Source organism: Nonomuraea turkmeniaca (genome assembly GCF_005889735.1).
In the GTDB taxonomy this organism is placed as follows: domain Bacteria; phylum Actinomycetota; class Actinomycetes; order Streptosporangiales; family Streptosporangiaceae; genus Nonomuraea; species Nonomuraea turkmeniaca.
Map to the genome: position 1 here is coordinate 1 of NZ_VCKY01000166.1, position 23,065 is coordinate 23,065.

Annotated in this window: 26 protein-coding genes and 3 pseudogenes; 9 read left to right on the plus strand and 20 right to left on the minus strand. The window is 68.9% G+C overall.

Features of this window, described 5'->3' with window-relative positions; translation table 11 throughout:
• Nucleotides 1–238: 238 nt before the first annotated feature.
• On the plus strand, nt 239–676 hold the full coding sequence (locus tag ETD86_RS36735) for a winged helix-turn-helix transcriptional regulator (RefSeq protein ID WP_425465678.1): 438 nt from the start codon (nt 239–241) through the stop codon (nt 674–676).
• Between the two features lie 302 nt (nt 677–978).
• On the plus strand, nt 979–1,896 hold the full coding sequence (locus ETD86_RS36740; protein WP_138671250.1) for an endonuclease/exonuclease/phosphatase family protein: 918 nt from the start codon (nt 979–981) through the stop codon (nt 1,894–1,896).
• Between the two features lie 170 nt (nt 1,897–2,066).
• Here ETD86_RS36740 and ETD86_RS57400 read toward each other — a convergent pair whose 3' ends face one another.
• Entirely contained in the window at nt 2,067–2,702 is a 636-nt protein-coding gene (locus tag ETD86_RS57400) for a glycosyltransferase (protein WP_211370546.1), read from the minus strand.
• A 419-nt stretch (nt 2,703–3,121) separates the two neighbouring features.
• Nucleotides 3,122–3,301, minus strand: a pseudogene (locus ETD86_RS60300) (glycosyltransferase); the annotation flags it as partial.
• A gap of 94 nt (nt 3,302–3,395) precedes the next feature.
• On the opposite strand from ETD86_RS60300, the gene ETD86_RS36750 reads away from it, so the two are divergent.
• Nucleotides 3,396–3,986: a TetR/AcrR family transcriptional regulator gene (locus tag ETD86_RS36750; RefSeq protein WP_170223457.1), complete on the plus strand. Its 591-nt coding sequence runs from the start codon at nt 3,396–3,398 to the stop codon at nt 3,984–3,986.
• A gap of 442 nt (nt 3,987–4,428) precedes the next feature.
• Here ETD86_RS36750 and ETD86_RS36755 read toward each other — a convergent pair whose 3' ends face one another.
• Entirely contained in the window at nt 4,429–5,793 is a 1,365-nt protein-coding gene (locus ETD86_RS36755; protein ID WP_138671252.1) for an ankyrin repeat domain-containing protein, read from the minus strand.
• 240 nt (nt 5,794–6,033) lie between these two features.
• Between ETD86_RS36755 and ETD86_RS60305 the strand changes: the two are divergent.
• Nucleotides 6,034–6,165 (plus strand): annotated as a pseudogene (locus ETD86_RS60305) (transposase); the annotation flags it as partial.
• 34 nt (nt 6,166–6,199) lie between these two features.
• Here ETD86_RS60305 and ETD86_RS36760 read toward each other — a convergent pair.
• The 6 genes from ETD86_RS36760 to ETD86_RS36785 form a co-directional block, all read right to left on the minus strand.
• The gene (locus ETD86_RS36760) at nt 6,200–7,309 is read right to left on the minus strand and encodes a flavin-containing monooxygenase (RefSeq protein ID WP_246148760.1); all 1,110 of its coding nucleotides are present in this window, start codon (nt 7,307–7,309) and stop codon (nt 6,200–6,202) included.
• Nucleotides 7,310–7,822: 513 nt separating this feature from the next.
• Nucleotides 7,823–8,230 carry an arsenate reductase ArsC gene (locus tag ETD86_RS36765; RefSeq protein WP_138671254.1) on the minus strand — a complete coding sequence of 136 codons (408 nt, stop codon included), beginning with the start codon at nt 8,228–8,230 and terminating at the stop codon, nt 7,823–7,825.
• Nucleotides 8,231–8,247: 17 nt separating this feature from the next.
• Entirely contained in the window at nt 8,248–8,898 is a 651-nt protein-coding gene (locus ETD86_RS59730; RefSeq protein ID WP_342779336.1) for an arsenate reductase ArsC, read from the minus strand.
• Nucleotides 8,899–8,901: 3 nt separating this feature from the next.
• Nucleotides 8,902–9,582 carry an arsenate reductase/protein-tyrosine-phosphatase family protein gene (locus tag ETD86_RS36775; RefSeq protein WP_138671255.1) on the minus strand — a complete coding sequence of 227 codons (681 nt, stop codon included), beginning with the start codon at nt 9,580–9,582 and terminating at the stop codon, nt 8,902–8,904.
• Between the two features lie 47 nt (nt 9,583–9,629).
• Nucleotides 9,630–10,343: an MIP/aquaporin family protein gene (locus ETD86_RS36780; protein WP_211370547.1), complete on the minus strand. Its 714-nt coding sequence runs from the start codon at nt 10,341–10,343 to the stop codon at nt 9,630–9,632.
• Nucleotides 10,340–10,699: an ArsR/SmtB family transcription factor gene (locus ETD86_RS36785; RefSeq protein WP_138671257.1), complete on the minus strand. Its 360-nt coding sequence runs from the start codon at nt 10,697–10,699 to the stop codon at nt 10,340–10,342. The genes ETD86_RS36780 and ETD86_RS36785 overlap by 4 nt, the downstream gene beginning before the upstream one ends.
• Nucleotides 10,700–11,111: 412 nt before the next feature.
• Between ETD86_RS36785 and ETD86_RS57415 the strand changes: the two are divergent.
• A pseudogene (locus ETD86_RS57415) lies at nt 11,112–12,527 on the plus strand (alkaline phosphatase PhoX).
• A 175-nt stretch (nt 12,528–12,702) separates the two neighbouring features.
• On the opposite strand, the gene ETD86_RS36795 reads toward ETD86_RS57415, so the two are convergent.
• Nucleotides 12,703–13,332 (minus strand): hypothetical protein, encoded by a 630-nt coding sequence (locus tag ETD86_RS36795; protein ID WP_246148763.1) that lies wholly within the window; start codon nt 13,330–13,332, stop codon nt 12,703–12,705.
• Nucleotides 13,333–13,480: 148 nt separating this feature from the next.
• Between ETD86_RS36795 and ETD86_RS36800 the strand changes: the two genes are divergently transcribed.
• The 4 genes from ETD86_RS36800 (at nt 13,481) to ETD86_RS36815 (ending at nt 16,679) form a co-directional block, all read left to right on the plus strand.
• Nucleotides 13,481–14,023, plus strand: a complete 543-nt coding sequence (locus ETD86_RS36800) for a GNAT family N-acetyltransferase (RefSeq protein WP_138671259.1) — start codon at nt 13,481–13,483, stop codon at nt 14,021–14,023.
• Nucleotides 14,024–14,668: 645 nt separating this feature from the next.
• A complete protein-coding gene (locus ETD86_RS36805) occupies nt 14,669–15,067 on the plus strand; it encodes a VOC family protein (protein ID WP_246148765.1) in 399 nt (132 codons plus the stop codon).
• 50 nt (nt 15,068–15,117) lie between these two features.
• Nucleotides 15,118–15,456, plus strand: coding sequence for a YciI family protein (locus ETD86_RS36810; RefSeq protein ID WP_170223458.1), 339 nt, complete (start codon nt 15,118–15,120; stop codon nt 15,454–15,456).
• Nucleotides 15,453–16,679, plus strand: coding sequence for an RNA polymerase sigma factor (locus tag ETD86_RS36815; protein WP_138671261.1), 1,227 nt, complete (start codon nt 15,453–15,455; stop codon nt 16,677–16,679). The genes ETD86_RS36810 and ETD86_RS36815 overlap by 4 nt, the downstream gene beginning before the upstream one ends.
• Before the next feature lie 46 nt (nt 16,680–16,725).
• On the opposite strand, the gene ETD86_RS36820 is transcribed toward ETD86_RS36815, so the two are convergent.
• The 10 genes from ETD86_RS36820 to ETD86_RS36865 all read right to left on the minus strand — a co-directional run bounded on the left by ETD86_RS36820 (nt 16,726) and on the right by ETD86_RS36865 (nt 22,927).
• The gene (locus ETD86_RS36820) at nt 16,726–16,926 is read right to left on the minus strand and encodes a hypothetical protein (RefSeq protein ID WP_138671262.1); all 201 of its coding nucleotides are present in this window, start codon (nt 16,924–16,926) and stop codon (nt 16,726–16,728) included.
• A complete protein-coding gene (locus ETD86_RS36825; RefSeq protein ID WP_138671263.1) occupies nt 16,923–17,279 on the minus strand; it encodes a hypothetical protein in 357 nt (118 codons plus the stop codon). Before ETD86_RS36825 ends, ETD86_RS36820 begins: the two co-directional genes overlap by 4 nt.
• Nucleotides 17,272–17,895, minus strand: a complete 624-nt coding sequence (locus ETD86_RS36830; protein ID WP_211370550.1) for a winged helix-turn-helix transcriptional regulator — start codon at nt 17,893–17,895, stop codon at nt 17,272–17,274. The genes ETD86_RS36825 and ETD86_RS36830 overlap by 8 nt, the downstream gene beginning before the upstream one ends.
• Before the next feature lie 410 nt (nt 17,896–18,305).
• Complete coding sequence (locus tag ETD86_RS36835) at nt 18,306–19,178, minus strand: cytochrome c biogenesis CcdA family protein (protein WP_138671265.1); 873 nt, start codon at nt 19,176–19,178, stop codon at nt 18,306–18,308.
• Nucleotides 19,179–19,205: 27 nt separating this feature from the next.
• Entirely contained in the window at nt 19,206–19,754 is a 549-nt protein-coding gene (locus ETD86_RS36840) for a redoxin domain-containing protein (protein ID WP_170223459.1), read from the minus strand.
• 152 nt (nt 19,755–19,906) lie between these two features.
• The gene (locus tag ETD86_RS36845; protein WP_138671273.1) at nt 19,907–20,083 is read right to left on the minus strand and encodes a transcriptional regulator; all 177 of its coding nucleotides are present in this window, start codon (nt 20,081–20,083) and stop codon (nt 19,907–19,909) included.
• 101 nt (nt 20,084–20,184) lie between these two features.
• Nucleotides 20,185–20,898, minus strand: coding sequence for an SDR family NAD(P)-dependent oxidoreductase (locus tag ETD86_RS36850; protein ID WP_138671267.1), 714 nt, complete (start codon nt 20,896–20,898; stop codon nt 20,185–20,187).
• A 70-nt stretch (nt 20,899–20,968) separates the two neighbouring features.
• Entirely contained in the window at nt 20,969–21,187 is a 219-nt protein-coding gene (locus ETD86_RS36855; RefSeq protein WP_138671268.1) for a hypothetical protein, read from the minus strand.
• On the minus strand, nt 21,184–22,206 hold the full coding sequence (locus ETD86_RS36860) for a zinc-dependent alcohol dehydrogenase family protein (protein WP_138671269.1): 1,023 nt from the start codon (nt 22,204–22,206) through the stop codon (nt 21,184–21,186). The genes ETD86_RS36855 and ETD86_RS36860 overlap by 4 nt, the downstream gene beginning before the upstream one ends.
• A gap of 343 nt (nt 22,207–22,549) precedes the next feature.
• Entirely contained in the window at nt 22,550–22,927 is a 378-nt protein-coding gene (locus tag ETD86_RS36865) for a MerR family transcriptional regulator (protein ID WP_138671270.1), read from the minus strand.
• Nucleotides 22,928–23,065: the final 138 nt, after the last annotated feature.

Consider the following 23,065-nt stretch of genomic DNA (forward strand, 5'->3'; position numbering starts at 1 on the left):
GGGCCGGCCAGTTGCATGGCGCCGTAGCCGAACCGGGTGACGGTCAGGTCACCCAGAGTCCAGATGCCGCCGGGAAGAGAGAGGGAGGGTGTGCTCATCCTGTTGCCTTTCGTCGTGCACTTGGGGGTGGCGCGTTCTGCCGCCCTGCATCAGCATGGAAGAGAAACTTCCTGTCAGGAAGTAGGTACCTGGAAGTGCGTAACCCCCCATAGGTGAGAGGTGCGAATCAGTGACGACGATGAAGGCGGCCCAGAAGAGGGCTCAGGCCAAGGTGGAGTACAACGCGTTCCTGGCAGCATGCCCCAGCCGACGGCTGCTCGACCGAATCTCGGACAAGTGGGTCGTCCTGATCCTGTGTGCGCTGGGCGGCGACAACAGCCCTCGTCAGCCCGGTGCAGCACACGCAGACGCTCCGAAGGCGATGCGTTACTCCGAGATCTCTCGCCTTCTGGCTGGGGTCAGCCAGAAGATGCTGACCCAGACGCTCCGGTCGCTGGAGCGCGATGGTCTACTCACCCGTACGGTGACGCCAACCGTCCCTGTCACCGTCTCCTACGAGCTGACCGACCTTGGTCTCTCGCTCCACCACATGACGCGCGGGCTCAGAACCTGGGCGCAGGCGCACATGACCGAGGTCCTGGCAAACCACGAGAACTACGACGCTCGCACCTCCTGACGACTCACATCCAACCGTCCACCAGCTCCATATTCTGGGCGCCACACCCTCAACTGCGAAGATGCGATCAGGAGCTTGCTCGGTACTTCAGCGGATGGCCGACCTCATGCGGGAGCACGGGTACGTCCGTGAGCCCGTGGACGTCAAGACGCTCCTCGCTGCCGCATCCTGAAGGAAAAGCGCCTGGTCGATTCGCTCCTGACATCTACCGCCCGGAACGGCTGCGGCCTCTGCGCATCATCGTTCACGTGCGAATGACGTAGGCGATACCGGAAGTGGCGGAAGCCTGCGAAGATCGCGCCGTGCCGATCTTCCGTGTCGTCCTGCTCGCACTCGCGGCGCTGACCGCCACCGTCCTGGCCTTCCCCCGGGCCGTGCCGAATGGGATCGGCCACCTCGGCAGCCTGGTTGAGACGTTCCTGCCGTGGCTCGCGCTGATTGTTCCCGTGCTGCTCGGCCTGGCCTGGTGGCGGCGCTCCGCGGTGAGCGCGCTGGCCGCGCTGTTGCCGGCCGCCGCCTGGCTTGTCCAGTTCGGCGGGCATGTGTTGCCCCAAGAGGAGCAGCCACATCACCTGGTCGCGGTGCAGCACAACGTCAGTGACGAGAACACCGACCCGGCCGGCGCAGCGCGCGCGCTGATCGCGGCCCGGCCGGACCTGATCGGCCTGGAGGAGCTCGTACCAGCAGCCCTGCCGACCTGGGACGCCGCGCTGCGCGCCGAGTATCGGTATCGGACGGTGCACGGCACGGTCGGCCTCTGGTCCCGCCACCCCCTTGCCGAGGCGGCCCCGGTGGACATCCGCCCGCACGACGTCGGCCCTGACTGGAACCGGGGGCTGCGCGCGGTCGCCCGCACCCCGCACGGCGACATCGCGATCTACGTCGCTCACCTACCCTCGGTGCGAATCGGTCTGGGCGGATTCGACTCCGTACGCCGAGACGAGAGCGCCCGCCGGCTCGGCGCGGTGCTGGCCGCCGAACCAATCGACCGCATCCTCCTGCTCGGCGACCTCAACAGCACCGTCGACGACCGCGGGTTGCGCCCGGTCCTTTCGCTGATGACCGCCCCACCTCGCGATTTCGCCTTCAGCTGGCCGGCCCGCGCCCCGCTGGCGCGCGTCGACCAGATCCTGAGCCGCGCGATGACGGTGACCGAGATGCAATCGCTCTCCAGGACGGGCAGCGACCACCTACCGATCGCCGCCAACATCCGCCTCTGATCCGGGATGTGGTGCGTTATAAGTTCCGGGTCTCATTCGGGCTATGAGTGGCTGTCGGATGAGGAGATCGGGGTGCTGCTCGGCCTGGCTCGGCACGCCCGCGACGCCTTCCTGATCCAGTTGATGCGGTCGCTGTCCAGGACGGCAAGGCGCGCCTCCAGTGCGACCTGTCACCTTGGTCGGCGGCCGGGCCCTCGGGTAACCCGGAGCTGGTTCACCGCCTCGACGACGGGGGCCGCGCCGTCCTCTGCCGAGACCCGGACCGACAGGGCCTGGGCCCGCTGCCGGTAGGCCGGGTCGGTGACCGCGGTGGTGAGCGCGGCGGCCAGCCGTGCGGGCGTCAGGCGGCGAGACGGGATCGCGGCCGTAGCCACGCCGAGTGCCGTCAGCCTGGACGCCCAGAACGGCTGGTCGTGCATGACCGGCACGGCCACGGCGGGCACCCCCGCCCGCACCCCGCTCCCGGTGGTGCCGGCGCCGCAGTGGTGGGCGACGGCGGCCATCCGGGGGAACAACCAGTCGTGCGGCACGTCGCCGACCGCCAGCACATCGTCCGAGAGGTGTCCCCGCAGGCCGGTCTGCAACACACCGCGCAACCCGGCCCGCCGCAGCGCGTGCAGGGCCAGCTCCGTGTACTGCTCGGCCCGCGTGCCCGCCAGGCTGCCGAAGCCGACGAAAACCGGTGTGGGCCCCGACGCCAGGAAGTCACGCAGCACCGGATCCGGCTGCCAGCCCGGTGGCCGGAGCGGCCACCAGTAACCCGTGATCTCCAGCCCGGGCCGCCAGTCGGCCGGGCGCGGCAGCACCAGCGGGCTGACCCCGTGGAAGACCGGCCAGCGCGTGGTCTCCCGGCGCCGTAGAGGGCACGCGGGGTCATCGGGGGCAGCCCCAGCCGGGCCCGCATCTTGGTGCTCAACCCGGCGAGCAGCGGGCCGGCGGCGGGCAACTCGAACGCGAGCCGGGCCGCCCCGCGGTTCCCCCACCGCCCGAGCGACCGGTGGAACAGGCTCATGACCGGCGGAAAGTCCCCCGTGGGGTCGATCGGCTGCAGGTGCACCCCCATGCTCGGCACGCCCATCGCCTCGGCGACGTGACAGCCCAGCGCGCCCGCCATGCCGAGCAGGAGCAGGTCGGCCTTGTGCCCGGCGAGCTCGGCCATGCCCTCCATGAGTTGCTCGCTGTATTCCTTGAAGGCGCTGATGCGTACGGCGAGACGGCCGGTCAGCGCGGGGAGCGGGTCTCCGGGAAGTGGTATGTACTCCAGGCCCGCATCGGTCACCAGCTCCGCGTAGGGCTCGTGCGCGGCGATCGTCACCTCGTGCCCGGCCTCGCGCAACCGCACCCCCAGCCCCGTGTACGGCGCCACGTCCCCGCGCGTGCCGACTGCGATGATCAGAACCCGCATCCAGATCGCCCCCGCCACTCCCTTTTGTCATACAGTCGCATGATAAACGAGAACGATGGTTTTGCCATGCACTCGCATGAGAAAGTGGCGAGATATGCCGAAGATCGTCGACCACGAGGCCCGGCGGCGACACATCGCCGAGGCCGTGCACCGCGTCATCCACGACAAGGGCATGGAGAGCGTCAGCCTGAGGGTGGTCGCTGCCGAGGCCGGGATGTCCATGGGGGCGGTGCAGTACTACGTCACGACGAAGGACCAGATGCTGCTGCTGGCGCTGGAACGCATCGGGATCTGGATCGGGGAACGGGTGGCTGCCGTGGCCGCGCACCAGTCCACGCCGCTCGACGTGCTGCGGGCGACCGTGCTGGAGCTGTTGCCACTGGACGAGGAGCGCAGCTATCTGAACCGCATCGGGCTGGCGTTCCAGGCGAGCTCGGTGGTGTCCGAGGACCAGGCGGCCGCGATGCGGCTCGGGTTGCCGCTCCTGCTGTCCTTCTTCGCCGAGCAGATCAGGGCCGCCCAGACCGCCGGGCAACTCGCCGCCCACCTGGATGCCGGCAAGGAGGCGAGCATCCTGTACGCCTTCGCGCAAGGCGTCGTGAACGCCACCCTGGTCGGGCACTACACGCCCGAGGAGGTTGCCGCGTTGCTCGACTACCACCTGGCGCGGCTGCGCGCGGGGTGATGGCCGTAGCGGAAATCTTCGGCCGATCCAAGCCGTAGCCAATTTCTGGGTTCAGCTCGAAGACCTGTCAGTACTTACGCCACGTCCATGAGCGGGACGGCCGGACGATCAAGGCCCATCGCGCCGACGTCCGACAGCTCTTCGGTTCCCGGGAGCGCTCGGTGCCCGATGCCGATCAGGTCGTCGATATGGTGCCGGTCGGGCTGACCGACACGATGAGCTGACCGCCTCGGCCATGACCTCCTCCTGGGCCAGGAACCCTCCGCCCGCATCGCCGCCGACTCATCCTCCATCGCGATCGCCATCGCCATCGCGGGACCCTGGCTCAAGACAACCATCGCCCGGGCGGACCCGAAGGTCGGAGGCGAGTCCCGCGTGGGCTCGAAGCCGAAGAGAGCCAGGGCGATACGTGCGGTGGGCAGCCCGGACCCGCAGCGGCAACTCAGCGCGATCGAGACTCGATCAGATCGTGGAGCTGCTGCGTCACGGGATCGTGCAGGCGAGCGGCGAAGGCTATGCGCAGCCAGCCGTCGGCGTCGGCTTGGAGGAGATCGTCGCGGATGGAGGGGTCGGCACCGCGCTCCAGGAGCAGGCGGATCACGTGGAGACGACCGCCCGGGATTGCCCAGTGCAGGCCGGTGCGCCCCAGGTAGGGTGCGACGTCGGGATGGACGCCGCGGTTCAGGAACCAGCGCACGACCTCGATCCGGCCGTGCTGGCAGGCATGGACGAACGCCTCTCCCACGATCTCCTCCGGATCATCGGTCGCCGGCAGCCGAGACGGAAAGCCCGCGCCGGTGTCGGCGAGGTCGGGGCGCGCCGACGCGGCGTCCGGCCGGAGCCTGCCGTCCGCGTCGAAACAGGCCCGCACCAGATCCAGCCTGCCGCAGGCGGCATACGTCCAGAGCGCCCGCGGGACGATGGCGTGCCCGGCGAGCAGGTCGACGACCTCCGTGTTGTCGCGGTAAATGGCGTCCTCCAGCGGGGTGATGCCCCATTTCCGGATGCCAGGGTCGGTGCCGGCCTCCAGCAGCAGCCGCACGTATTCGACCCGGTTGAAGCGGGCAGCCCAGGCGAGCGGGAGATCCAGGTCGGTGGCCTTGCCGAGCAGGACATCGACTGCGGCGCGCGGCACGCCGAGCGCCTTGCCGAGCCGGGCGCCGGGGATCGTGTCGAAGCCCGCGAGCATGTGCAGCAGGGTGTCGGCCTGCTCGTCGGTCACACCGGCCAGCCGATCGGTATCGCCGGCCAGCAGGGCTTCGGCCTCGCGGTGCAGCTGCCGCCGCTTCTCCCGACGTTCGCCGAGATCGCGCCGGGATTTCTCGGTGAACGACACGAGCTCCTGCCAGGTCGGGAAGCCGAGCTCCCGCGCGATGATCAGCCGCGCGTCGCGAAGCTCGGCGGTCGCCGCGGAGGTCGCGGTGGCGTGCCGGGGCACGTACGCCCGCAACCGTCGCAGCGCGCCGGGATCGTCGCGGCGCAACTCGACGAGGAGGGCGTCGGCCATCGAGGCGTAGATGTCCGGCCTGATCCCCATGAGGCGGGAGACCAGCCGTTCCTCGGTGGTGCCGCGGCTTTCGACGTGGGCGCGGAACTCGGCCCAGGTCCGGAATCCGTGTTCCTGAGCGAGCACGAACAGGGCGTCGCTGAGCAGGAACCGCTCGGCGGCTCGATCGCCCAGCACGTCGGCGACCCGGGCTCCGGTTGCCGCATCGCCCGCCACGTACGCGTGATGCAGGTGCTTGGCCTGCTTGCGGTAGTACTCCAGGTTCGGATGGGCCGGCAGCTCAAAATGACGAACGGACATCGCAACCTCCTTCGTCGCCGAGGTCCGCTTGCCCGGCCGGAAAGAGGTTGGTCTTGTCCAGTGCGCTGACGTGCTGCTCGAGGTGGGAAAATCCCTGCCCGCGGACTGGCAGCGCCCTCGCACGCTCCTTTCAGAGTAGTGATCGGCTCTGCGTGGAGGCAACCATTAGGAAGCGTCGAAGAGTTTCCCGGGTCAGGAGAATCCGACGGCCCCCGAAGAAGGAGCTCCAGAGAGGTCGGCATGCCCAGGAGCTATCCCCCCGAGTTCCGCCGCAAGGTCCTTGATCTGCTCAAGGCCGGTCGGACCATCAAGGAGCTCGCCCACGACCTGGTGATCAGCGACCGGACGACCTGCAACTGGCGGCGGCAGGAGCGCCGTACGGCCAAGCCGAGCGTCACCTCGGGCGTTATGCCGCCGTGCGATGGCGGCGCGCGCTCAGGTGGCTCTTCAGCTTGCCGACCAGGTAGCGGGCGTCGCGGCCCACTCCGCGGAGGCTGTTGGAGGCCGGGTTGCGCTGCCATTCCAGCCCGAGGAAGCCGAGGCCGGGGTGGGTGGTGGAAAGGCCGCGGTCATGGCGGGGGTGGCCGCTGTCATCCAAGGCGCCAAGACCATGCAGGTAGTCCAGGTGTGGCCGGTATCCGGTGGCCGGCAGCACCACGTCGACGCGTTCGCGGTGGCCGGCGGCCCACACCACCGCGTCTCCGTCGAGGCGGGTGAACATCGGCCGCCGGTCGACGCGGCCGTTCAGCAGCGCTTGCCGGTAGACGCCCTCGTCGAGCACGGGGCCGGTGGGCGGAGCGCTGACGAGCCGGGCGGGCAGGCGGTCGAACCCGGTGACGCTGAACCAGAAGTGCACGTCCTTGCCCAGCGGACGCTGGTTGAGGAAGCGGATCGGCTCCCGGGTGGCCAGCGTCACCGTGGCGATCTCGGCCAGCTCGTAGGCGATCTGGACGGCGGAGTTGCCGGCGCCGACCACGACGATCCGCTTGCCGGCGTACAGCTCCGGATTTATGTACGTGGCCGCGTGCAGGATCTCCCCTGCGAAGCCGGCCTGGCCTTCGAAGCGGGGCAGGTGAGGGTTGTCGAACGAGCCGGTGGCGGCGATCACGCCGGGCGCGTTCAGCGCGGTGCCGTTGGCCAGCCGTACGGTGAAGCCCTCTTCGCCGGCCTGCCCATCGGGTTCCACGGAGACCACGCGGGCACCGGTACGGATCTCCACTCCCCGGCGGGCGAGGTCGCGGGAGTAGCGGGTCAGGTAGTCCACGACCTCGTCGCGGTGCGGGTAGCGGTGCGGATCGCCGGGGAAGGCCATGCCGGGCAGGGAGCTGTAGCGGGCCGGGGAGAACAGCGTGAGGCTGTCGTAGTAGCGCGGCCACGAGCCGGTGGCCTGATCAGTCGCTTCCAGCAGTACGGGAGTCAGGCCGGCGTCCAGCAGGGTTCGGGCGGCCGCCAGGCCGGACTGGCCGCCGCCGATGACCACGACATCATGGGTCTTCGGCTCGTCGGAGGTAGTCACGATCCACATCATATCCTCACATCAAGAAATGACAATATGATGATGGTGTGGCGATGCCATGACCATGAGCACGAACGGCGCCGAGCTGACCGTTAACGAGGCCGCCGCGCGCATGTCGCTGGCCTGTCGGCCACTTCCACCCATCTGGCGACGTTGCGCGACGGCGGCGTGCTCCCCTCCCGCCGGGAGTGGAAGACGGCCTACTACCGCGCCGACCCGCTCCGCATCGGCAAAGCACTGTCAGATCTGCAAGCCGGCCTCAATGCCTGCTGTCCACCCCCACCGCAGTCCCCGGCCACCGCACAGTCGGGCACCAATCACGAGGCTGAAGCGGGCTGCGGGTGCGACCGAGATTCCTCCCCCTGAGGCCGAGCAGAGCCGGCGATGGGCCCGAGGCCTGATCCCGGCCGATCATGGCGGCCTGCCCGGGTGGCGTCGCGGCACAGGCCCGAGTCGGAGTGATCGTGAAGGCCGCCAGGACGGACACCACCCGCCCGTCCCTTCTTCGCCGTGCTAGTTGCCCGGCAACAGCTCCTTGATGAGCGTGTCGATCCGGCTGCGGATCTCGTCGCGGATCGCCCGTACGGACTCGATGCCCTGTCCGGCCGGATCGTCGAGTTTCCAGTCCTCGTAGCGTTTGCCGGGGAAGATCGGGCATGCGTCGCCGCAACCCATGGTGATGACCACGTCGGAGGCTTCGACCGCGTCCACGGTGAGGATCTTGGGCTGTTGGCCGGTGAGGTCGACACCGACCTCGCGCATGGCTTCGACGGCGACCGGATTGATCTGGTCAGCGGGGGCCGAGCCGGCGGAACGGACCTCGATACGGTCTCCGCTCAGGTGGGCCAGCCAGCCGGCGGCCATCTGGGAGCGGCCGGCGTTGTGGACACACACGAACAGCACGCTGGGCTTGTCGTTCACGCAAAGGGCTCCATTTCTCAGGTTGCAGGGACTTCGAGTTCGTCGAGCAGGTCGCGGACGCGGCGCTCGATCTCGTCGCGGATGGGTCGCACGTCCTCAAGGCTCCTACCCGCGGGATCGTCCAGCTCCCAGTCCAGGTACCGCTTGCCGGGGTAAACCGGGCAGGCGTCGCCGCAGCCCATGGTGACCACGACGTCGGCGGCGCGGACGATCTCCTCCGTCCACGGCTTGGGGAACTCCTTGGAGATGTCGATGCCTCGTTCGGCCATGGAGGCGACCGCGGCAGGGTTGATCTCGGTGGCGAATTCGGAGCCGCCGGACCAGGCCCGTGCACGGTCTCCGGCCAGATGCCGGAAGAAGCCCATGGCCATCTGGGAGCGGCCGGCGTTGTGCACGCACATGAACAGCACGATGGGCCGCCCGTCGCGGTGGCCTTCCAGGCGGGCCAGGGCGTGCAGGCGCTGGCGGGCGAAGCGTTCGGCGAGCAGCGGCAGGTAGTTGGGGATCGTGCTGTGTGCGGCGAACTGGTCGTAGCTGGTGTGCAGGAACCGTTCGATGGTCTCGGTGCCGAACGTGCCGGTGAATTCGCCGGCCAGCCGGCGGGCCGCGGTGAGCAGGGCGTGCTGCTGGTCGACGGACAGGCCGGGGTGGTGGTGGGTCTGCGACACGGCTCACTCCTTCGGGGGGCGGATGGCGGGTGCCAGCCGTTGGACGCGGTCGGCGATGTCGGTGTAGGCCTGCTCGAACGCCTCGTCGCTGCCGGCACGGACCGGGTCGGGGATGGACCAGTGCAGCCGGTCGAGGCCGGCGAGCTGCTCGTGGGCGGCGTCGCAGACGGCCACGACCAGGTCTCCGGGGCGGAGCGTCTGATCCACGTGCCGGGTCGTGGCGCGGGCGAGGTCCAGGTCGTGGCGGGCGGCCAAGGCGAGGACGCGGGGGTTGACGCGCGGTGCGGGTGACGTGCCTGCCGAGGCGGCCGGTACGGCGCTGGCACGGCCCCACAGGGCGGCGGCCAGTTGGGAGCGGGCGGAGTTGTGGGTGCAGACGAACACGATGCGCGGGGCGCGACGGATGGTGGCGGGCACGAGGCCGGACAAGGATCGGGGGATCAGGCGTAGGTAGGTGCGCCTGCGGTCGCCCTCGGAGCGGCGGCGCTCGACGACGCCTGCCTCCTGCAGCAGTTTCAGGTGGTGGGCGAGGAGGTTGGTCGGCATGCCCAGCACCTGGCCGAGCTCGCCCGGAGAGGCGTCGCCCATCAGCAGCCGGTCCACGATGGCCAGCCGACCCGGGTCGCCGAGCGCCGCATGCACCCGAGCCCGGGCCTCCAACGAGCCAAACCCGTCAACATCCATTGAGTCAATGATTATTGAGCTATCTGCGGGCGTCAAGCGGCCGATGTTCAGCGGGTGCCTTCATGCGGGACGACCGGCCCTTCGGTGCGCACCGTTGGGCGACCGAACAGGCCGTGCACCAGCGCCAGGCCGATCAGGCCGCCGACCGCCTGGGCGGCGATGAAGCCGGGCAACGAGGCGGGGGCGATGCCGGCGAAGGTGTCGGAGAACGCCCGGCCGACGGTGACCGCGGGGTTGGCGAAGCTGGTGGAGGAGGTGAACCAGTACGCCGCCCCGATGTAGCCGCCCACCGCCAGCGGCGCGACGGCCGTACGTCCCGAGCGGGTCAGACAGAAGATCACCAGCACCAGGCCCGCAGTGGCGACAACCTCCCCCAGCCACAGATGCGGACTCGATCGCGGCGTGCTCGACCAGGCGATCACGGGCTTGTCGAACATCGCGTTGGCCAGCACCGCACCGCCGACCGCGCCCAGCACCTGAGCGACCACGTAGCCGCCGAGCTCGCCGCCGGACAGGCCGTGGCCGCTCTGGCGTCCCTGCCACCAGTCGGCCAGGGACACGACCGGGTTGAAGTGCGCTCCGGAGACCGGGCCCAGCACGACGATGAGGACGGCCAGGCCGAAGACGGTGGCGGTGGAGTTCTCCAGCAGTTGCAGGCCCACGTCACGCGGCGACAGCGTCTGGGCCATGATCCCCGACCCCACCACCACCGTCACCAGCAGCGCGGTGCCGAGGAACTCGGCCAGCAGCCGGCGCCTCACCGGTCGACCTCGGCGGTCGCCTGGACGGGTGCCGCCAGCAGCGCCCCGAGCTCGGCGAGCCGGTCGGGCACGATCCGGTAGTACACCCACGAGCCCCGCCGCTCGCTGGTCAGCAGGCCGACGTCTTTGAGCACCTTGAGATGATGGCTGATCGTCGGCTGAGCCAGGTCGAAGCTCGCCGTCAGGTCGCACACACATGCCTCGCCGCCCTCGTGGCCGGCCACGAGGGACACGATGCGCAGCCGTACCGGATCCCCCAGCGCCTTGAACGCCCGCGCCAACCCCACCGCCTGATCCTCGGCCAGCGGCTCACGCGCCAACGGCGAGCAGCACTCCAGGACCTCCAACGTATTCATGAGCATCAATATTGACATCCATGAATATCGACAGGGACACGCCACGATGAACGCCACGCAGACGAACGCCGACCTGACCTGTCGCACACAGGTTAGACACCGAACTAATTTGCCAGATCTCTAATCAGCGAAGCGCGATGCGCGCTCTACTGCGCCGATCATCGATCTGGATCTTTCCTGCAGCCCTCCTCCGGGCAGCTCATGGGATGCGCTGCAACATGCGGCCCGCCATTGACTCGCGCGGACGTAGCGCCTGCAGGGAACAGGGTTCCGTACGTAAGCCCTTGTTCACCAAATGGTCACCGTATAGACATGTAGGTGTTTGACCGTCCTGAGGGGAATCATCATGGTTTCCGTTGACCGCCGGTCCTTCCTGACCACCACAGGCGGCGCGCTGGCCGCCGGCGTCGCGATGAACACGCTCGGCGCGCACGCCGCCTGGGCCGAGGCCGGCCGCTCCCCCGTCAACCCGGACAAGCTCGGCTACGGCGAGCTGCGCCGTACCAAGTCCCGCAACACCGGCGAGGAACTGCTCGCCCTGCCTGCCGGATTCTCCTACGTCGTCCTCGGCAAGACCGGCACGCCCATGACCGACGGCGTCGCCACGCCGATCGCCCACGACGGCATGGCCGCCTTCCCCGGCACGCGCCGCCACACCGTCCGGCTCATCCGCAACCACGAGGTACGCACCACACCCGGCGCCCCGACCGGCCGGGTGCACGTCGAAGGCTCCGAACGCTACGACGAACTGGGCGTCGCCGGCACCACCACGCTGGAGGTGGACCTGCGCACCGGCGAGGTGCTCCGGCACTTCGTCAGCCTCAACGGCACGATCGTCAACTGTGCCGGCGGCATGATGCTGCACCAGCGCGGCTAGCTGACCTGCGAAGAGACCACGGCCGGCCCCAACCAGGGCTGGCGGCAGAAGCACGGCTACATCTTCGAGGTGCCGCTGAACGGCCCCGAACCCGGCAAGCCCGCCGCATCCCAGCCCTTAACCGCAATGGGCCGCTTCTCCCACGAGGCCATCGCGGTCGACCCACGCACCGGCTACGTGTACGAGACCGAAGACGACTCCGGCAAGCCCGACGGCTTCTACCGCTTCCGCCCCACGGACCCGCGCAACCTGGCCGCCGGCGGCGTCCTGGAAATGCTCAAGATCAGAGGCGTCGACAACTACGACTGCCGCGAAGGCCAGAAGATGGGCGCCCGACTCCCGGTCGAATGGGTGCGCATCGACGACCCCGACCCCGACCTCGAGAACGGCGCGCAGACCTGCACCCAGCAGGGCCTGGCCAAGGGCGGCGCCAAGTTCAACCGCCTCGAAGGCTGCTGGTACGGCGACGGCAGCATCTTCTTCAACTCCACCAGCGGCGGCGACGCCAAGAACGGCGACCCGCCCAACGCCGACGGATACGTCGAGGGTTACGGCCAGGTTTGGCAGTACATCCCCAGCCGCCGCGACGGCGGCACCCTGGTGCTGGTGTACGAGTCACCGGGCCGCAAGGAGCTCGACTCGCCGGACAACCTGACCTTCACCCCGCGCGGCGGCATCGTGCTCTGCGAGGACGACGCCTCCGACGCCGACGCCGACCCGCACCCGCTCGCGCCCGGCCTGGAGAACGTCAACCGGCTGATCGGCCTGGACCCAGGCGGCCAGCCGTTCGAGTTCGCCGTCAACATCAGCGACGACAGCGAGTTGGCCGGCGCCTGCTTCAGCCCCGACGGCTCGACGCTGTTCGTCAACAACCTGGGCAGCACCACCGCACTGGAGCCGCCCGGCCGCACCTACGCCATCCGCGGCCCCTGGCACCGCGGACCGCTGTAGCCCACCGAGCGCGGTCTGGACACCGGGACGTCGGGAACGGTCCCCCTCTGCTTCTGAGATCGCTCACCTTCTCGGGCATCTCACGGCCCGGGAAACGCCCAAAATTCTGGGACTGCTGGTCTGAGAAGGTGCCTTAATCCCCCTAACGGCCTTCGGCAGAGTTGGAGGTGGACCGTCAACCTCGGCGGTCTGGGGCGAACGAGTCCAGTTCGTCTGCTCGGCGGAGGTCCTTGGGGCGGCCTATGGCGCGACGCATCTGGATCAGGTCTTTTCGGGAGACGTAGTGAACTTCCAGGCCGCCCGGGTCGACTGCGGTGATCGCGCGGTCGAGGAACTCTCGGACTCGAAGGTTGCCCCAGGGAAGCGCTGGGGTGCAGCAGTCGCCGCTGGCTCCGGGTGAGGTGAACTGCACTTTAGGGCGGAGAAAGGAGTCGGGACGAGTTGGTACGGGGTTGCCCTTTTCATCAATAAGTTGGGCGTTGACGGAGGTGAAGGCGGCCGCCAGGGCTGGGGCGTGAGCCGGGGCGCCATCCCAGAGCAGGTCCAGGTCGCCGGTCAGTTCGGTGGATCCATGCATGATGCCGGCGACTTGCCCGATCACTACGACTCGAACGCCGTTGTGATGGAGGGCTTCGAGCAGGGGGAACGGGTCGAACCCGAGGGCATCGTCCGTCCCGATCGTGCCGACGTCGTCGGCGGCGTCGGCGGCGTCCTGGTGGCCCAGGCCGGTGCCCGCCCGATTCAGGGCCAGTTCACGGGTGCGTCGGGCGGCGGCGCGGAGTCGTTCCAGCGGTTCGTCGATCATCTGACTCATGCAACACCCGGCCGCGCTCATGGTGCACTCGAATTGTGGCGGATGAGGCACAGCGTGACTGTCTGCGAACTCGGTCGAGAGCACCGGTCAGGATGGGCTTGGTTTGCCGCCGGACAGCCCGGTCGGATAGGAAGCCTGCATGCTAAGAGGTAACAAAGTCGGGCTCAGGGCCCGGTACGAGGACGACATTCCGATCCTGCTGGCCGAGCTCTACGACGACGTGGTCAACTCCTCGCGGGCCGAAGGCCGGCCGTGGCGGCCGATCACACCCGGCTCGAAGGATCCGCGGCTCGTGGTGGACGACAGGGAGCAAGGGCACGTCCCGTTCTCGGTCGTGGAGCTGGACGGCGGCACGCTGGTCGGCACCGCGACGCTGTGGGGCATCGACAACCACAACCGGTCCGCGCACATCGGGCTGGGGCTGCTGCCGTCGGCCCGCGGCAAGGGCTACGGCACCGACGTGGTCGCGGTGCTGTGCCACTACGGTTTCGTCGTGCGCGGCCTGCAGCGACTGCAGATCGAGACGCTTTCGGACAACGCCGCGATGCTGCGCTCCGCCGAGCGCAACGGCTTCGTCCGCGAGGGCGTGCTGCGCTCCTCGGCCTGGGTGATGGGCGAGTTCCTGGACGAGGTGCTGCTCGGGCTCCTCGTCCAGGACTGGAAGCCGGCCTCGAAGGTCTAGGGTCTGGGCGCACGGGAAATCGGCGGCGTCCTGCCGAGGCTTTTGCCCAGCTCAGCGCGCGCCTGTCCGCCAGGTTGCGGGCATCGTCCGCCTTGTGCGGGGTGCCGCGCCTCACCGCTGCGGCATGAGGTTCATGATCCCCCGGAGATAGCGGTGAGCGTTCGTATACCGGAGGAGCCCGCCGGCGGCGGCCGCTTCGAGCCGCCCGCTGAGCCGGCGGACCAGGCCGCCCCATGGCCCGCAGATCGTTTCGTCACTTCGGGAGACCGGATCGACTACACGTCTTCAAGCGTCGCCATCTCACAGGGATCCGCGAGCCCCTCGAGTCACCGTCCTCAGCGCCGGCGTTGAGTCGTTCAGCTGACCGACGCCGCTCGCGGGCGAGCGCGGGGTAGACGCCGGCCATCGTTGGTGCGGAAAGCGGTGTCGTCATGGCGCGGGAGCAGCCCACCACCTTGGCAATCACCTTGGCCGACTCCGGTGGGCGAAGATTTTGGCGCCCGTGTCGTATCGAGGGCTCGGCCAATCGTCTTTGAGGGGAGGGCCGTGAGCGGCTATGCCCGGTCGCGGGCCGGGTGACGTCGTGCCAGGCGCAACCGCGACGGCCTGGAGAAATCGTCAGCGACCGATCGACAGGAGCAAATCATGAATCCGACCCTGAACACCATCGACATCGTGGTGTCCGACATGGACGCGACGATCGCCTTCTACGCCCGGCTCGGGCTGGAGTTCAAGCTCGACCCCCACTCGCCCGAGCACGCCGGCTGCGACTTGCCGAACGGGCTGCATGTGATGCTGGACACCGAGGGCTTTCGCACCCCGTTCCTGCCCGGCTGGACGGCGCCGACCGGCGGACCGCGCACCCTGCTGTGCTTCGAGTTCGAGACCCCAGCTGGGGTAGACGCCAAGTACGCCGAGCTGGTCGCGGCCGGCTACCGCGGGATCGCCGATCCCTTCGACGCGTTCTGGGGCATGCGCTACGCCACCGTGGCCGACCCGGACGGCAACGGTGTCGACCTGTACGCCACCCTCCCGGCAAGCTGACAGCACACCGCCCTACACCCGCTCATACGACAGGACCGAGGAGTTCCGGCATGAAATACGTGCTGATGTTCGTCGAAACCGAACAGTTCGCCAAGGAACTGGCGGCGATGGGCGAGCTGGAGCAGCAGGCCGCCTACGAGGCGGTGGGCCGCTGGTTTGCCGAAAACACCGACAAGATCACCCACCACACGCACCTGCACCCCGTGCACACCGCGACCACCGTGCGGCTGGATCAGGGAGATCCGGTCGTCACCGATGGGCCGTTCGTGGAGGGCAAGGAGGTGGTCAGCGGGTTCGCCGAGGTCGAGGTGGCGGACCTGGACGAGGCGCTGGCGCTGGCCCGTACCTGGCCTGCCTGCCCCATCGTGGAGATCCGTCCCGCCTCATGACCGCCTCGACAGGTGAGCCCGAAGGCGCGCAGGCGAGCCAGGAGGCGTTGGCCCGCGTGGTGCGCGAGCACGCGGGCCGCCTGGCCGCCTCCCTGGTGTCCCTGCTGGGCGACTTCTCCGCCGCCGAGGACCTGGTGCAGGACGCGATCGAGACCGCGTTGCGCCGCTGGCCGGCAGAGGGCGTCCCGGAACGGCCGGACGCTTGGCTGTTCACCGTGGCCCGGCGGCGCGGTCTGGATGTGCTGCGGCGCGAATCGAACTATCGCGCCAAGCTCGCCCAGCTCACCTGGCCGCAACCCACCACACGCGACGATCGGCTGCGGCTGATCTTCACGTGCTGCCACCCGGCGCTGTCACGCAGCGCCCAGATCGCGCTGACGCTGCGCGTCGTGTGCGGGCTGTCCACGGCCCAGATCGCCGCAGCGTTCGTGGTGCCCGAGACCACCGTGGCGCAACGGATCACGCGCGCAAAGCGGAAGATCGGCGAGGCGGGGATCCCTTACCGCATCCCGGTGGAGGAGGAACTGCCGGAGCGGCTGGGCGAGGTGCTGGCGGTCATCTACCTGCTGTTCAACGAGGGCTACCTGTCCAGCACGGCCGAACGAGCCCAGGCGCGCGACCTTGTCGACGACGCCGAATGGCTGGCCGCGCTACTGGCGAACCTGATGCCGAAGGAGCCGGAGGTGGCCGGGCTGCTGGCACTGATCCGGCTGCACCGTGCGCGCGGCGCGGCCCGTTTCGACGCCGAGGGACGGTTGGTGCTGCTTGCCGACCAGGACCGTTCGTTGTGGGACTGCCAGGCCATCGGGGAGGCGACCGCACTGCTGATGCGGACCGCGCGCGCCCATCATCGGCCTGGCCCGTACCAGTTGCAGGCGGCGATCGTGGCCTGTCACGCCGAGGCCAAGACCTTCGCCGACACCGACTGGGCGCAGATCCTCGTGCTCTACGACATGCTGCTGCATCAAGCGCCCTCGCCTGTCACCCGGTTGCACCGGGCGATCGCGGTGCGCTACGCGATGGGCGTGGAGGCGGCGCTGGCCGAGCTGATGGACCTCGGCGACGTGCTGGAGGGTTACCCGCTCTTCCACGCCACTCGAGCCGAACTGCTGCGCGATCTGGGGCGACAAGAGGAGGGGCGCCGGGCCGTTGAGCGGGCGCTGGAGCTGACCGCCAACCCGGCTCAGCAGGCGCTGCTAGAGCAACGCCTGGGTTGGGACTGACGTCCGCCCAGACCGCGGGTGCCACCGTTACGAAGACCTGGGGACTTTACCTGGCCACCAGCGGCTGTTCGGCGGCCCACTGGGCGACTTCGACACCTTCGACACCGAGCAGGCCGACCACCGGCGGATGCGCTCGCTGCTGCAGCCGCACTTCCGCCCAAGCGGATGCGCGCGCTACGCGGCCGCATCGGAAAAACCAGCGAACAAGCCGCCGACCCAGAGCGAAGACGTCGACCGGGCCGATCATGTCGATTGCCGTAGAGAGTCGACGTATTGATGGGCTTCCTGTGCCACGCTTCGCCACAGTGCGAGTGTCGCCTCGTGGTCCTCTTGGGCCGGAAACGCGATCCACTCACGCATCGTCCGTTTTCCCATGACGACTTCCTCAGCGGTTCCCACGTCGAGGAATTCGCCGACGCGATCCTTCGGGAGCTTCACGATGAGCTGACCGTGATGACCCAGGAAGGCGAATATTTTGCCGCCGACCCGGAGGCCGGGGCTGCGAAACATCGTCCCCATGAACACGTCGTGGTCGTCAGTGAAGTCTTCGGCGACCAGGTCGAGGAGGTCGCGGTTGGGTGCTTCCTGCCGGTCAGCCATCAGTCTGTCCTCTCCCGGGAAGAATGCGGTCGAGTGCCGTGGTGGAGCCGTTGACGACCAGCCCCCTGGTCGTCGCCGTCCGCACGCTCACCTGCCCGGTGAAGAGCTGAACGAGCACCTCGGGTGGCGCGGTGACGGTGGTATCGGGTTGGCGATCAGGTGAGCAGGGGCGCACGTCGACTCGGCCGCCTTCGGCGATGATGTCGCAGCCGTCGTACGGGTCGCCGAGGCGCACGACGGTAGCCTGCTCGTCGGGTGCGCCGTCGCGGCACAGAAAGCGCAGCGGCAGCGAGAACCAATGCACCCTGAACTCGTCGTTGTCCGGCGGAGCCATCATCAAGGGTGCGCCCCAGCGGGTCAGTTCGCGGACGACGCCGCTGAGGTCCCGGCCGCGGTCGGTGAGGCTGATCAGCGTCGCGGCGACCGGTGGCGGCTCATCGTGCCGGCCGATCAGTCCGGCCGACTCCATCTCGCGCAGGCGCTCGGCCAGCAGGTTGCTGGCGATGCCGGGCAACCCGCGTCGCAGGTCGGAGAAGCGGCAGGGGCCTTGGGTGAGGAGTTCGCGGACGATCAGCAGGGTCCAGCGGTCGCCAATCAGATCCAGGGCGCGCGCCATCGAACAGTACTGACGGTACGAACGCATGAGTCCAGTTTAGCGGCGGTGGTTGAGTATTTCTATCAGGTTGTTTACTTTCTCAACCATACGATCGGGTGTTCGAAGCCAAGGGCGGAGGCTGACCGAGTCGCCCTCTCCCGACTGTTCACTTTTGCAACGAACCCCGTTGGAGGTGACGGCGTCGGGCGCGCCGTGGTCGGTGCGCGTCCCCGGTGAAGGCGCGGTGCTGGATGGTGTGCAGCTCGGGCGGTGAGGTCGTCGCGAATGCCGTGCTGGACGATCCTCTACCGTTGGCCCCTTCCCCGCGCAGGCGCAAGAGGACATCGAATCGGGAGATCGGATCAGCAGTTCCGGCGCAGGCGGTTGGGTGCCGAGCACTTTGGTGACGGGTTCGCAGGTCTGCCCGACGGTCAGCTCCTGGGCCGGGGTGCGCCGCGCCGGACGATGCGTACCACCAGGACGGTCGCCACGAGCAGGGCGAGTGCGAGGGTGATCCAGCCCGGGCCGAGGAATTCCAGCCATCGCGCGATGGTGCCCTGCACCGCGGTCGTAACGTCGATGATCACGTCGCGTGGCGAGGCGCCGGCGAAGACGCGCACCTCGTACCAGCCGTAGTAGGCGACGTACAGGCCGGCCAGCACCAGCAGCCCGCCGCTGATCCGCGACACATAGGGCAACATCGCCCGCGTACGGGCGACCACCGCCGACCGGGCCAGCGCCACCACCAGCGACAGCACGGCGACGACCAAGCCCATGCCGAGCCCATAGGCGACGAAGACCATCAGGCCACCCAGGATTCCGCCGGCGGCCAGCGAGGCCGAGGTCACCGCGAGGAACGGGCCGATGGTGCATGACAGCGAGGCCACGGCGTAGCTCAGACCGTATCCGTACAACGAGGGAAAGGAGGCGATGGGCCGGCCGGTGGCCAGCCGGGGCGTTCGGATCAGCAATTCCCTGCCGGTCAGCAACCACAGCCCGAGCCCGGCGAGAGCGACGCCGATCAGGATCGTCACCCATGGCAGATATTGGCCGACCGACACCGCCAGCGGCGTCACCACCAGCCCGAACACCCCGAAGACCGTGACGAACCCCGCGGTCATGGCCGCCCCGAGCAGTAGCGCCCGCGCCAATGGGCCACGAGTACGGACACCGCCGTCTCCGGTCGGCCGGTCATCGGCTATCAGCATGGTGAGGTATGCCGGCAGCAGCGCGAACCCGCACGGGTTGAACGCCGCCACCAGGCCCGCGGTCAGGGCCAGCGCCAGCGGCAGGTCACCGGTCATGGCCGGCCCTTGACCGTGCGCGGCGCGCTAGGCGGCGCGGAGCTTGGCGACATGACGATCGAGCTCATCGGAGTCGAGCGGTCCGGAAGCCTTCTCGGTTGATCCGTCCGGTTTCATGAACACGAAGGTGGACTGCTGGCTGACCCCGAGCCGGGTCCACACCGCGCCCTTCTCATCTGACAACTGCACGAAGGTGCCGGTCCCGGTACGCCGCACGAAGTCCTTCATCGCCGCCTCGCTGTCCAGGCCGGCGATCCCCACGAAGGCGACGTCGGCGTATCTTCCGGCGGCCGCTTTGACGGCTGGAGCCTCGGACTGGCACTTGGGACACCACGGCGCCCAGAACCAGAACACGACCGGCTTGCCCGCCAGACTCGCACCGTCGAACTTCTGCCCACCCAATGTGGTGGCGGTGAACCGCAAGGCCTCCGGAACGCTCCCCCGGCTCGAGGCCGTCGCCGGGGGTGCGGGGGTGGTCGGCGCCACGGTCGACGACAACGGCGCATCACTACGACTCACCTCATCAGAGGCGCCGCACGCAGCGGTCAACAGGCCTGCCGCCACGACGGCGGCCATTACACGAATTCTCACCACGCCGTGAGGATAGGCCTGGGCGGCAGGTCCGGATCTTACGAGCCGATGACGCCTCCCTGCCGCAGCCGTGACGGGCGCTTCGAATCTGGCCCGGAATGTCGGCGAGAAGTAGCAGCGCCCAGAGGCTCGAACAGCTACACGCCCTCGACCATCTTGCGGAGTGCTGCGCAGTGGGTGGCGAAGGCCGCCCGCCCTTCGCCGGTGATGCTGAGCCATGTGCGGGGACGTTTGCCGACGTATCCCTTGGTGGCTTTCACGTAGCCAGCGGCCTCCAGGATGGTGACCTGTTTCGAGAGCGCGGAAGCTTCGATCTCGACTCAACGCAGCCTTCCACCGGGAGGGCCTTACGAGCGCACGGGCCGGCCTGTCCGGACCGATTCGCTCGACTACTATCTCCGACCGGCGTCGCCGGTCAGTCGAGGGGGACGCCCGTGTGGCTCTCCAGGACGTGAATGAGGTGAGCCTGGAAATCTTCGTCTCGCGCTGCGGTGTGTGGTGTCTGCACCTGCTGGTGGTACCAGTAGCCGCCGGTTCCCGGGGTCACGTCCTGGTGGGTGGCGAGCCACACCTGTGTCTGGTGCCCGGCGGTCAGGTCATCCGGTGCGCCGGCACCGCCCATCCGAGTGGGGACCCACCCGGGGTCGACCGCATGACTCGAGGTCCCTGCCCACCGGGACGCGAGCGCAAGCGCGAGGGTGGTGACCCACAGCTTGCTGTCGTCGTAGGCAGCGGTGCCGGCGGCAAGCCGTCGCAGGTCGGTCGAGCCGGTGCGGTGCATGGAGCTGCTGAGATAGATGAGCCTGGCCGGCTTGTCCATCAGGGCCGTCAGCACGTACGGCGCGACGGTGTTGACGGTGATCGCTTCGGGCGACTGCATGGTGCCGGCGTTGTGGATGACGGCGTCGAAGCGGCCGAACCTGGAGGCTTGCCGGGCAACGCCGCGGATCTCGTCCAGATCGGCGAGATCCCCGATGACGACGCCCTTCCACCGGGCGGTGTCATCCGCACCGGTGAGCCGGGCCGGGTTGCGGGCGTGCACGACCACGTCGTGCCCCTCCTCGCTCAACGCGTTAGCCGTGTTGTGCCCGAGCCCGCTGGATGCCCCGGTCACCAGAATCAGTGCCATGTCAATCCTCTCGCGTCCGTGTGGCGGGCCCTCCGGGTCAACGCCGAGGCCAGAGGGCGTCGCCCGACAGTCACGCCATACCGTTGAAGAACGTCTCCCGCTGGTCGAACGGGATGAGTTCCGTCTTGTCGTACAGGTCCACGTGGCCGGTGTCCGGGACGGCGTGGAACTCCCCTGGGCTCGGCCGCCATGCGCGGGCTGTCCGGCATGAGTTGATCGAGGCGTGCGGCCGGTGGCTGCCTGGGCGGCGGAGCGTGTCGCCGGACAAGCAGCCACCGGGTGGGATCACACGCGCAGCAGGGCCTTGACGGCGCGGCGTTCGTCCATGGCCCGGTAGGCCTCGGCGGCCTGCTCCAACGGCAGGGTGAGGTCGAAGACCTTGCCGGGGTCGATCTTCCGGTCCCAGATCAACTCGATCAGCTCGGGCAGGAACCGGCGCACCGGGGCCGGACCGCCGAGCAGGCTGACCTGGGCGAAGAAGAGCTCCTCCCCGCTGAGCGCGACGTCGTGGGTGACGCCCACGAAGCCGACGTGGCCGCCGGCGCGGGCGGCGCGGATGGCCTGCTGCATCGATTCCTGGGTGCCGACCGCCTCGACGACCGAGTGGGCGCCCATGCCGCCGGTCAGTTCCTTGACCTGGGCCACGCCGTCGTCCCCGCGCTCGGTGACGATGTCGGTGGCGCCGAACTCCCGGGCCAGCTTCTGCCGCCTCTCGTGCCGGCTCATGGCGATGACCCGCTCGGCACCTAGCTGCTTGGCGGCCAGCACCGCCAGCAGGCCGACCGCGCCGTCGCCGACGACCGCGACCGTCTTGCCGGGGCCGGCCTGCGCGGCCACCGCGCCGAACCAGCCGGTGCCGAGTACGTCGGAGGCGGCCAGCAGACTGGGGATCAGCTCCGCGTCGGGCATCCCCGGGGTGGCCACGAGCGTGCCGTCGGCGTACGGAATCAGGGCCCGTTCGGACTGGGTGCCGACCTCGTTCATGAACACGCGGTGGACGCAGGAGGAGGGGTAGCCCGAGCGGCAGATCTCGCAGGTGCCGTCGGAGGCGACGAACGAGCCGACGACGAACTGGCCGGGCTTGACGTTCTTGACCTCGCTGCCGACCTCCTCGACGATCCCGACGTACTCGTGCCCCATCGGCATCGGCTGCTCGACGGAGTCCACCCCGCGAAAGGGCCACAGATCCGAGCCGCAGACACAGGACGCCGACAGCCGGATGATCGCATCCGTCGGGGCGGTGATCCTCGGGTCGGCGACCTCCTCCACCCGGACATCGCCGGGGGCGTACAGCACTACACCACGCATATCGTTCACTCCTTGAGCGTGTTGTCCAGCATCCGTTGGTGCTCAGCAGCCCAGGCCCGCTCGACACCGGCACCGATCGGGCAGACCGCTGCGCGGCCGTCCGGGCGCCACCTGCAGGTACGCCTCGCAGATGCGTCCCACAGCGGGGTGGGCACGCTGGTCACCTGCCCATGAAATGCGCTGGTCAGACCGCGAGGAAGGCATTGGTGAAAGGTGTACTGACAGGGCACCCCTGCCAGGTGAAAGGCCGCATGGTTGAGGAGTGTGGACAACCGCCGCCAGATCCGTGAGTTCCTGACCTCCCGCCGGGCCAGGATCAGCCCGCAGCAGGCCGGGCTGCGGCTTATCGGCACGAGGCTTGCGCGAACCGGCACTGGCCGGCTCGGCAGTCTTCCAGGCTCTCCACGGCGGCGCGCCGGGCTCGGACCAGTTCGGCCATCTTGGCGTCGATCCGGTCCACCACCGCCTCCAGCCGCCACCGCTCGCTCTCGCAGGTTGCCCCGCCCGCATCGTGCGCGGCCAGCGCGTCGATCACCTCGTCCAGGGTGAGGCCCAGCTCCTGCAGCGCCTTGGCCATCCGGATCCGCTCCACCGCCGTGGCGTCGAAGACGCGGTACCCCGACGGCCTGCGCCCGGCGGCGGGCAGCACCCCGCGCCGCTCGTAGAAGCGCACTGTGTCCACGCTGACCCCGGCCTCGCTCGCGACCTGCCCGATTCTCACGCCACCTCACCTCTTGACTCTGGAGTACGGTCCAGACTTTATGGTCTGAGGTGTAGGCGCCACAAGACCACCGGCAACCCACCTGTGAAGGAGTCCGTCATGGACATTCCGCCCGCCTCCACCCCCGTCGTGTGCGAC

Excerpts from the sequence above, each read along its gene's own strand:
- ETD86_RS36735 (WP_425465678.1), top strand. The coding sequence starts at position 239 with ATGAAGGCGGCCCAGAAGAGGGCTCAGGCCAAGGTGGAGTACAACGCG.
- ETD86_RS36750 (WP_170223457.1), top strand. The coding sequence starts at position 3,396 with ATGCCGAAGATCGTCGACCACGAGGCCCGGCGGCGACACATCGCCGAG.
- ETD86_RS36755 (WP_138671252.1), bottom strand. The coding sequence starts at position 5,793 with ATGTCCGTTCGTCATTTTGAGCTGCCGGCCCATCCGAACCTGGAGTAC.
- ETD86_RS36775 (WP_138671255.1), bottom strand. The coding sequence starts at position 9,582 with ATGGATGTTGACGGGTTTGGCTCGTTGGAGGCCCGGGCTCGGGTGCAT.
- ETD86_RS36785 (WP_138671257.1), bottom strand. The coding sequence starts at position 10,699 with ATGAATACGTTGGAGGTCCTGGAGTGCTGCTCGCCGTTGGCGCGTGAG.
- ETD86_RS36795 (WP_246148763.1), bottom strand. The coding sequence starts at position 13,332 with ATGATCGACGAACCGCTGGAACGACTCCGCGCCGCCGCCCGACGCACC.
- ETD86_RS36800 (WP_138671259.1), top strand. The coding sequence starts at position 13,481 with ATGCTAAGAGGTAACAAAGTCGGGCTCAGGGCCCGGTACGAGGACGAC.
- ETD86_RS36805 (WP_246148765.1), top strand. The coding sequence starts at position 14,669 with ATGAATCCGACCCTGAACACCATCGACATCGTGGTGTCCGACATGGAC.
- ETD86_RS36810 (WP_170223458.1), top strand. The coding sequence starts at position 15,118 with ATGAAATACGTGCTGATGTTCGTCGAAACCGAACAGTTCGCCAAGGAA.
- ETD86_RS36815 (WP_138671261.1), top strand. The coding sequence starts at position 15,453 with ATGACCGCCTCGACAGGTGAGCCCGAAGGCGCGCAGGCGAGCCAGGAG.
- ETD86_RS36820 (WP_138671262.1), bottom strand. The coding sequence starts at position 16,926 with ATGATCGGCCCGGTCGACGTCTTCGCTCTGGGTCGGCGGCTTGTTCGC.
- ETD86_RS36825 (WP_138671263.1), bottom strand. The coding sequence starts at position 17,279 with ATGGCTGACCGGCAGGAAGCACCCAACCGCGACCTCCTCGACCTGGTC.
- ETD86_RS36830 (WP_211370550.1), bottom strand. The coding sequence starts at position 17,895 with ATGGCGCGCGCCCTGGATCTGATTGGCGACCGCTGGACCCTGCTGATC.
- ETD86_RS36835 (WP_138671265.1), bottom strand. The coding sequence starts at position 19,178 with ATGACCGGTGACCTGCCGCTGGCGCTGGCCCTGACCGCGGGCCTGGTG.
- ETD86_RS36840 (WP_170223459.1), bottom strand. The coding sequence starts at position 19,754 with ATGGCCGCCGTCGTGGCGGCAGGCCTGTTGACCGCTGCGTGCGGCGCC.
- ETD86_RS36850 (WP_138671267.1), bottom strand. The coding sequence starts at position 20,898 with ATGGCACTGATTCTGGTGACCGGGGCATCCAGCGGGCTCGGGCACAAC.
- ETD86_RS36860 (WP_138671269.1), bottom strand. The coding sequence starts at position 22,206 with ATGCGTGGTGTAGTGCTGTACGCCCCCGGCGATGTCCGGGTGGAGGAG.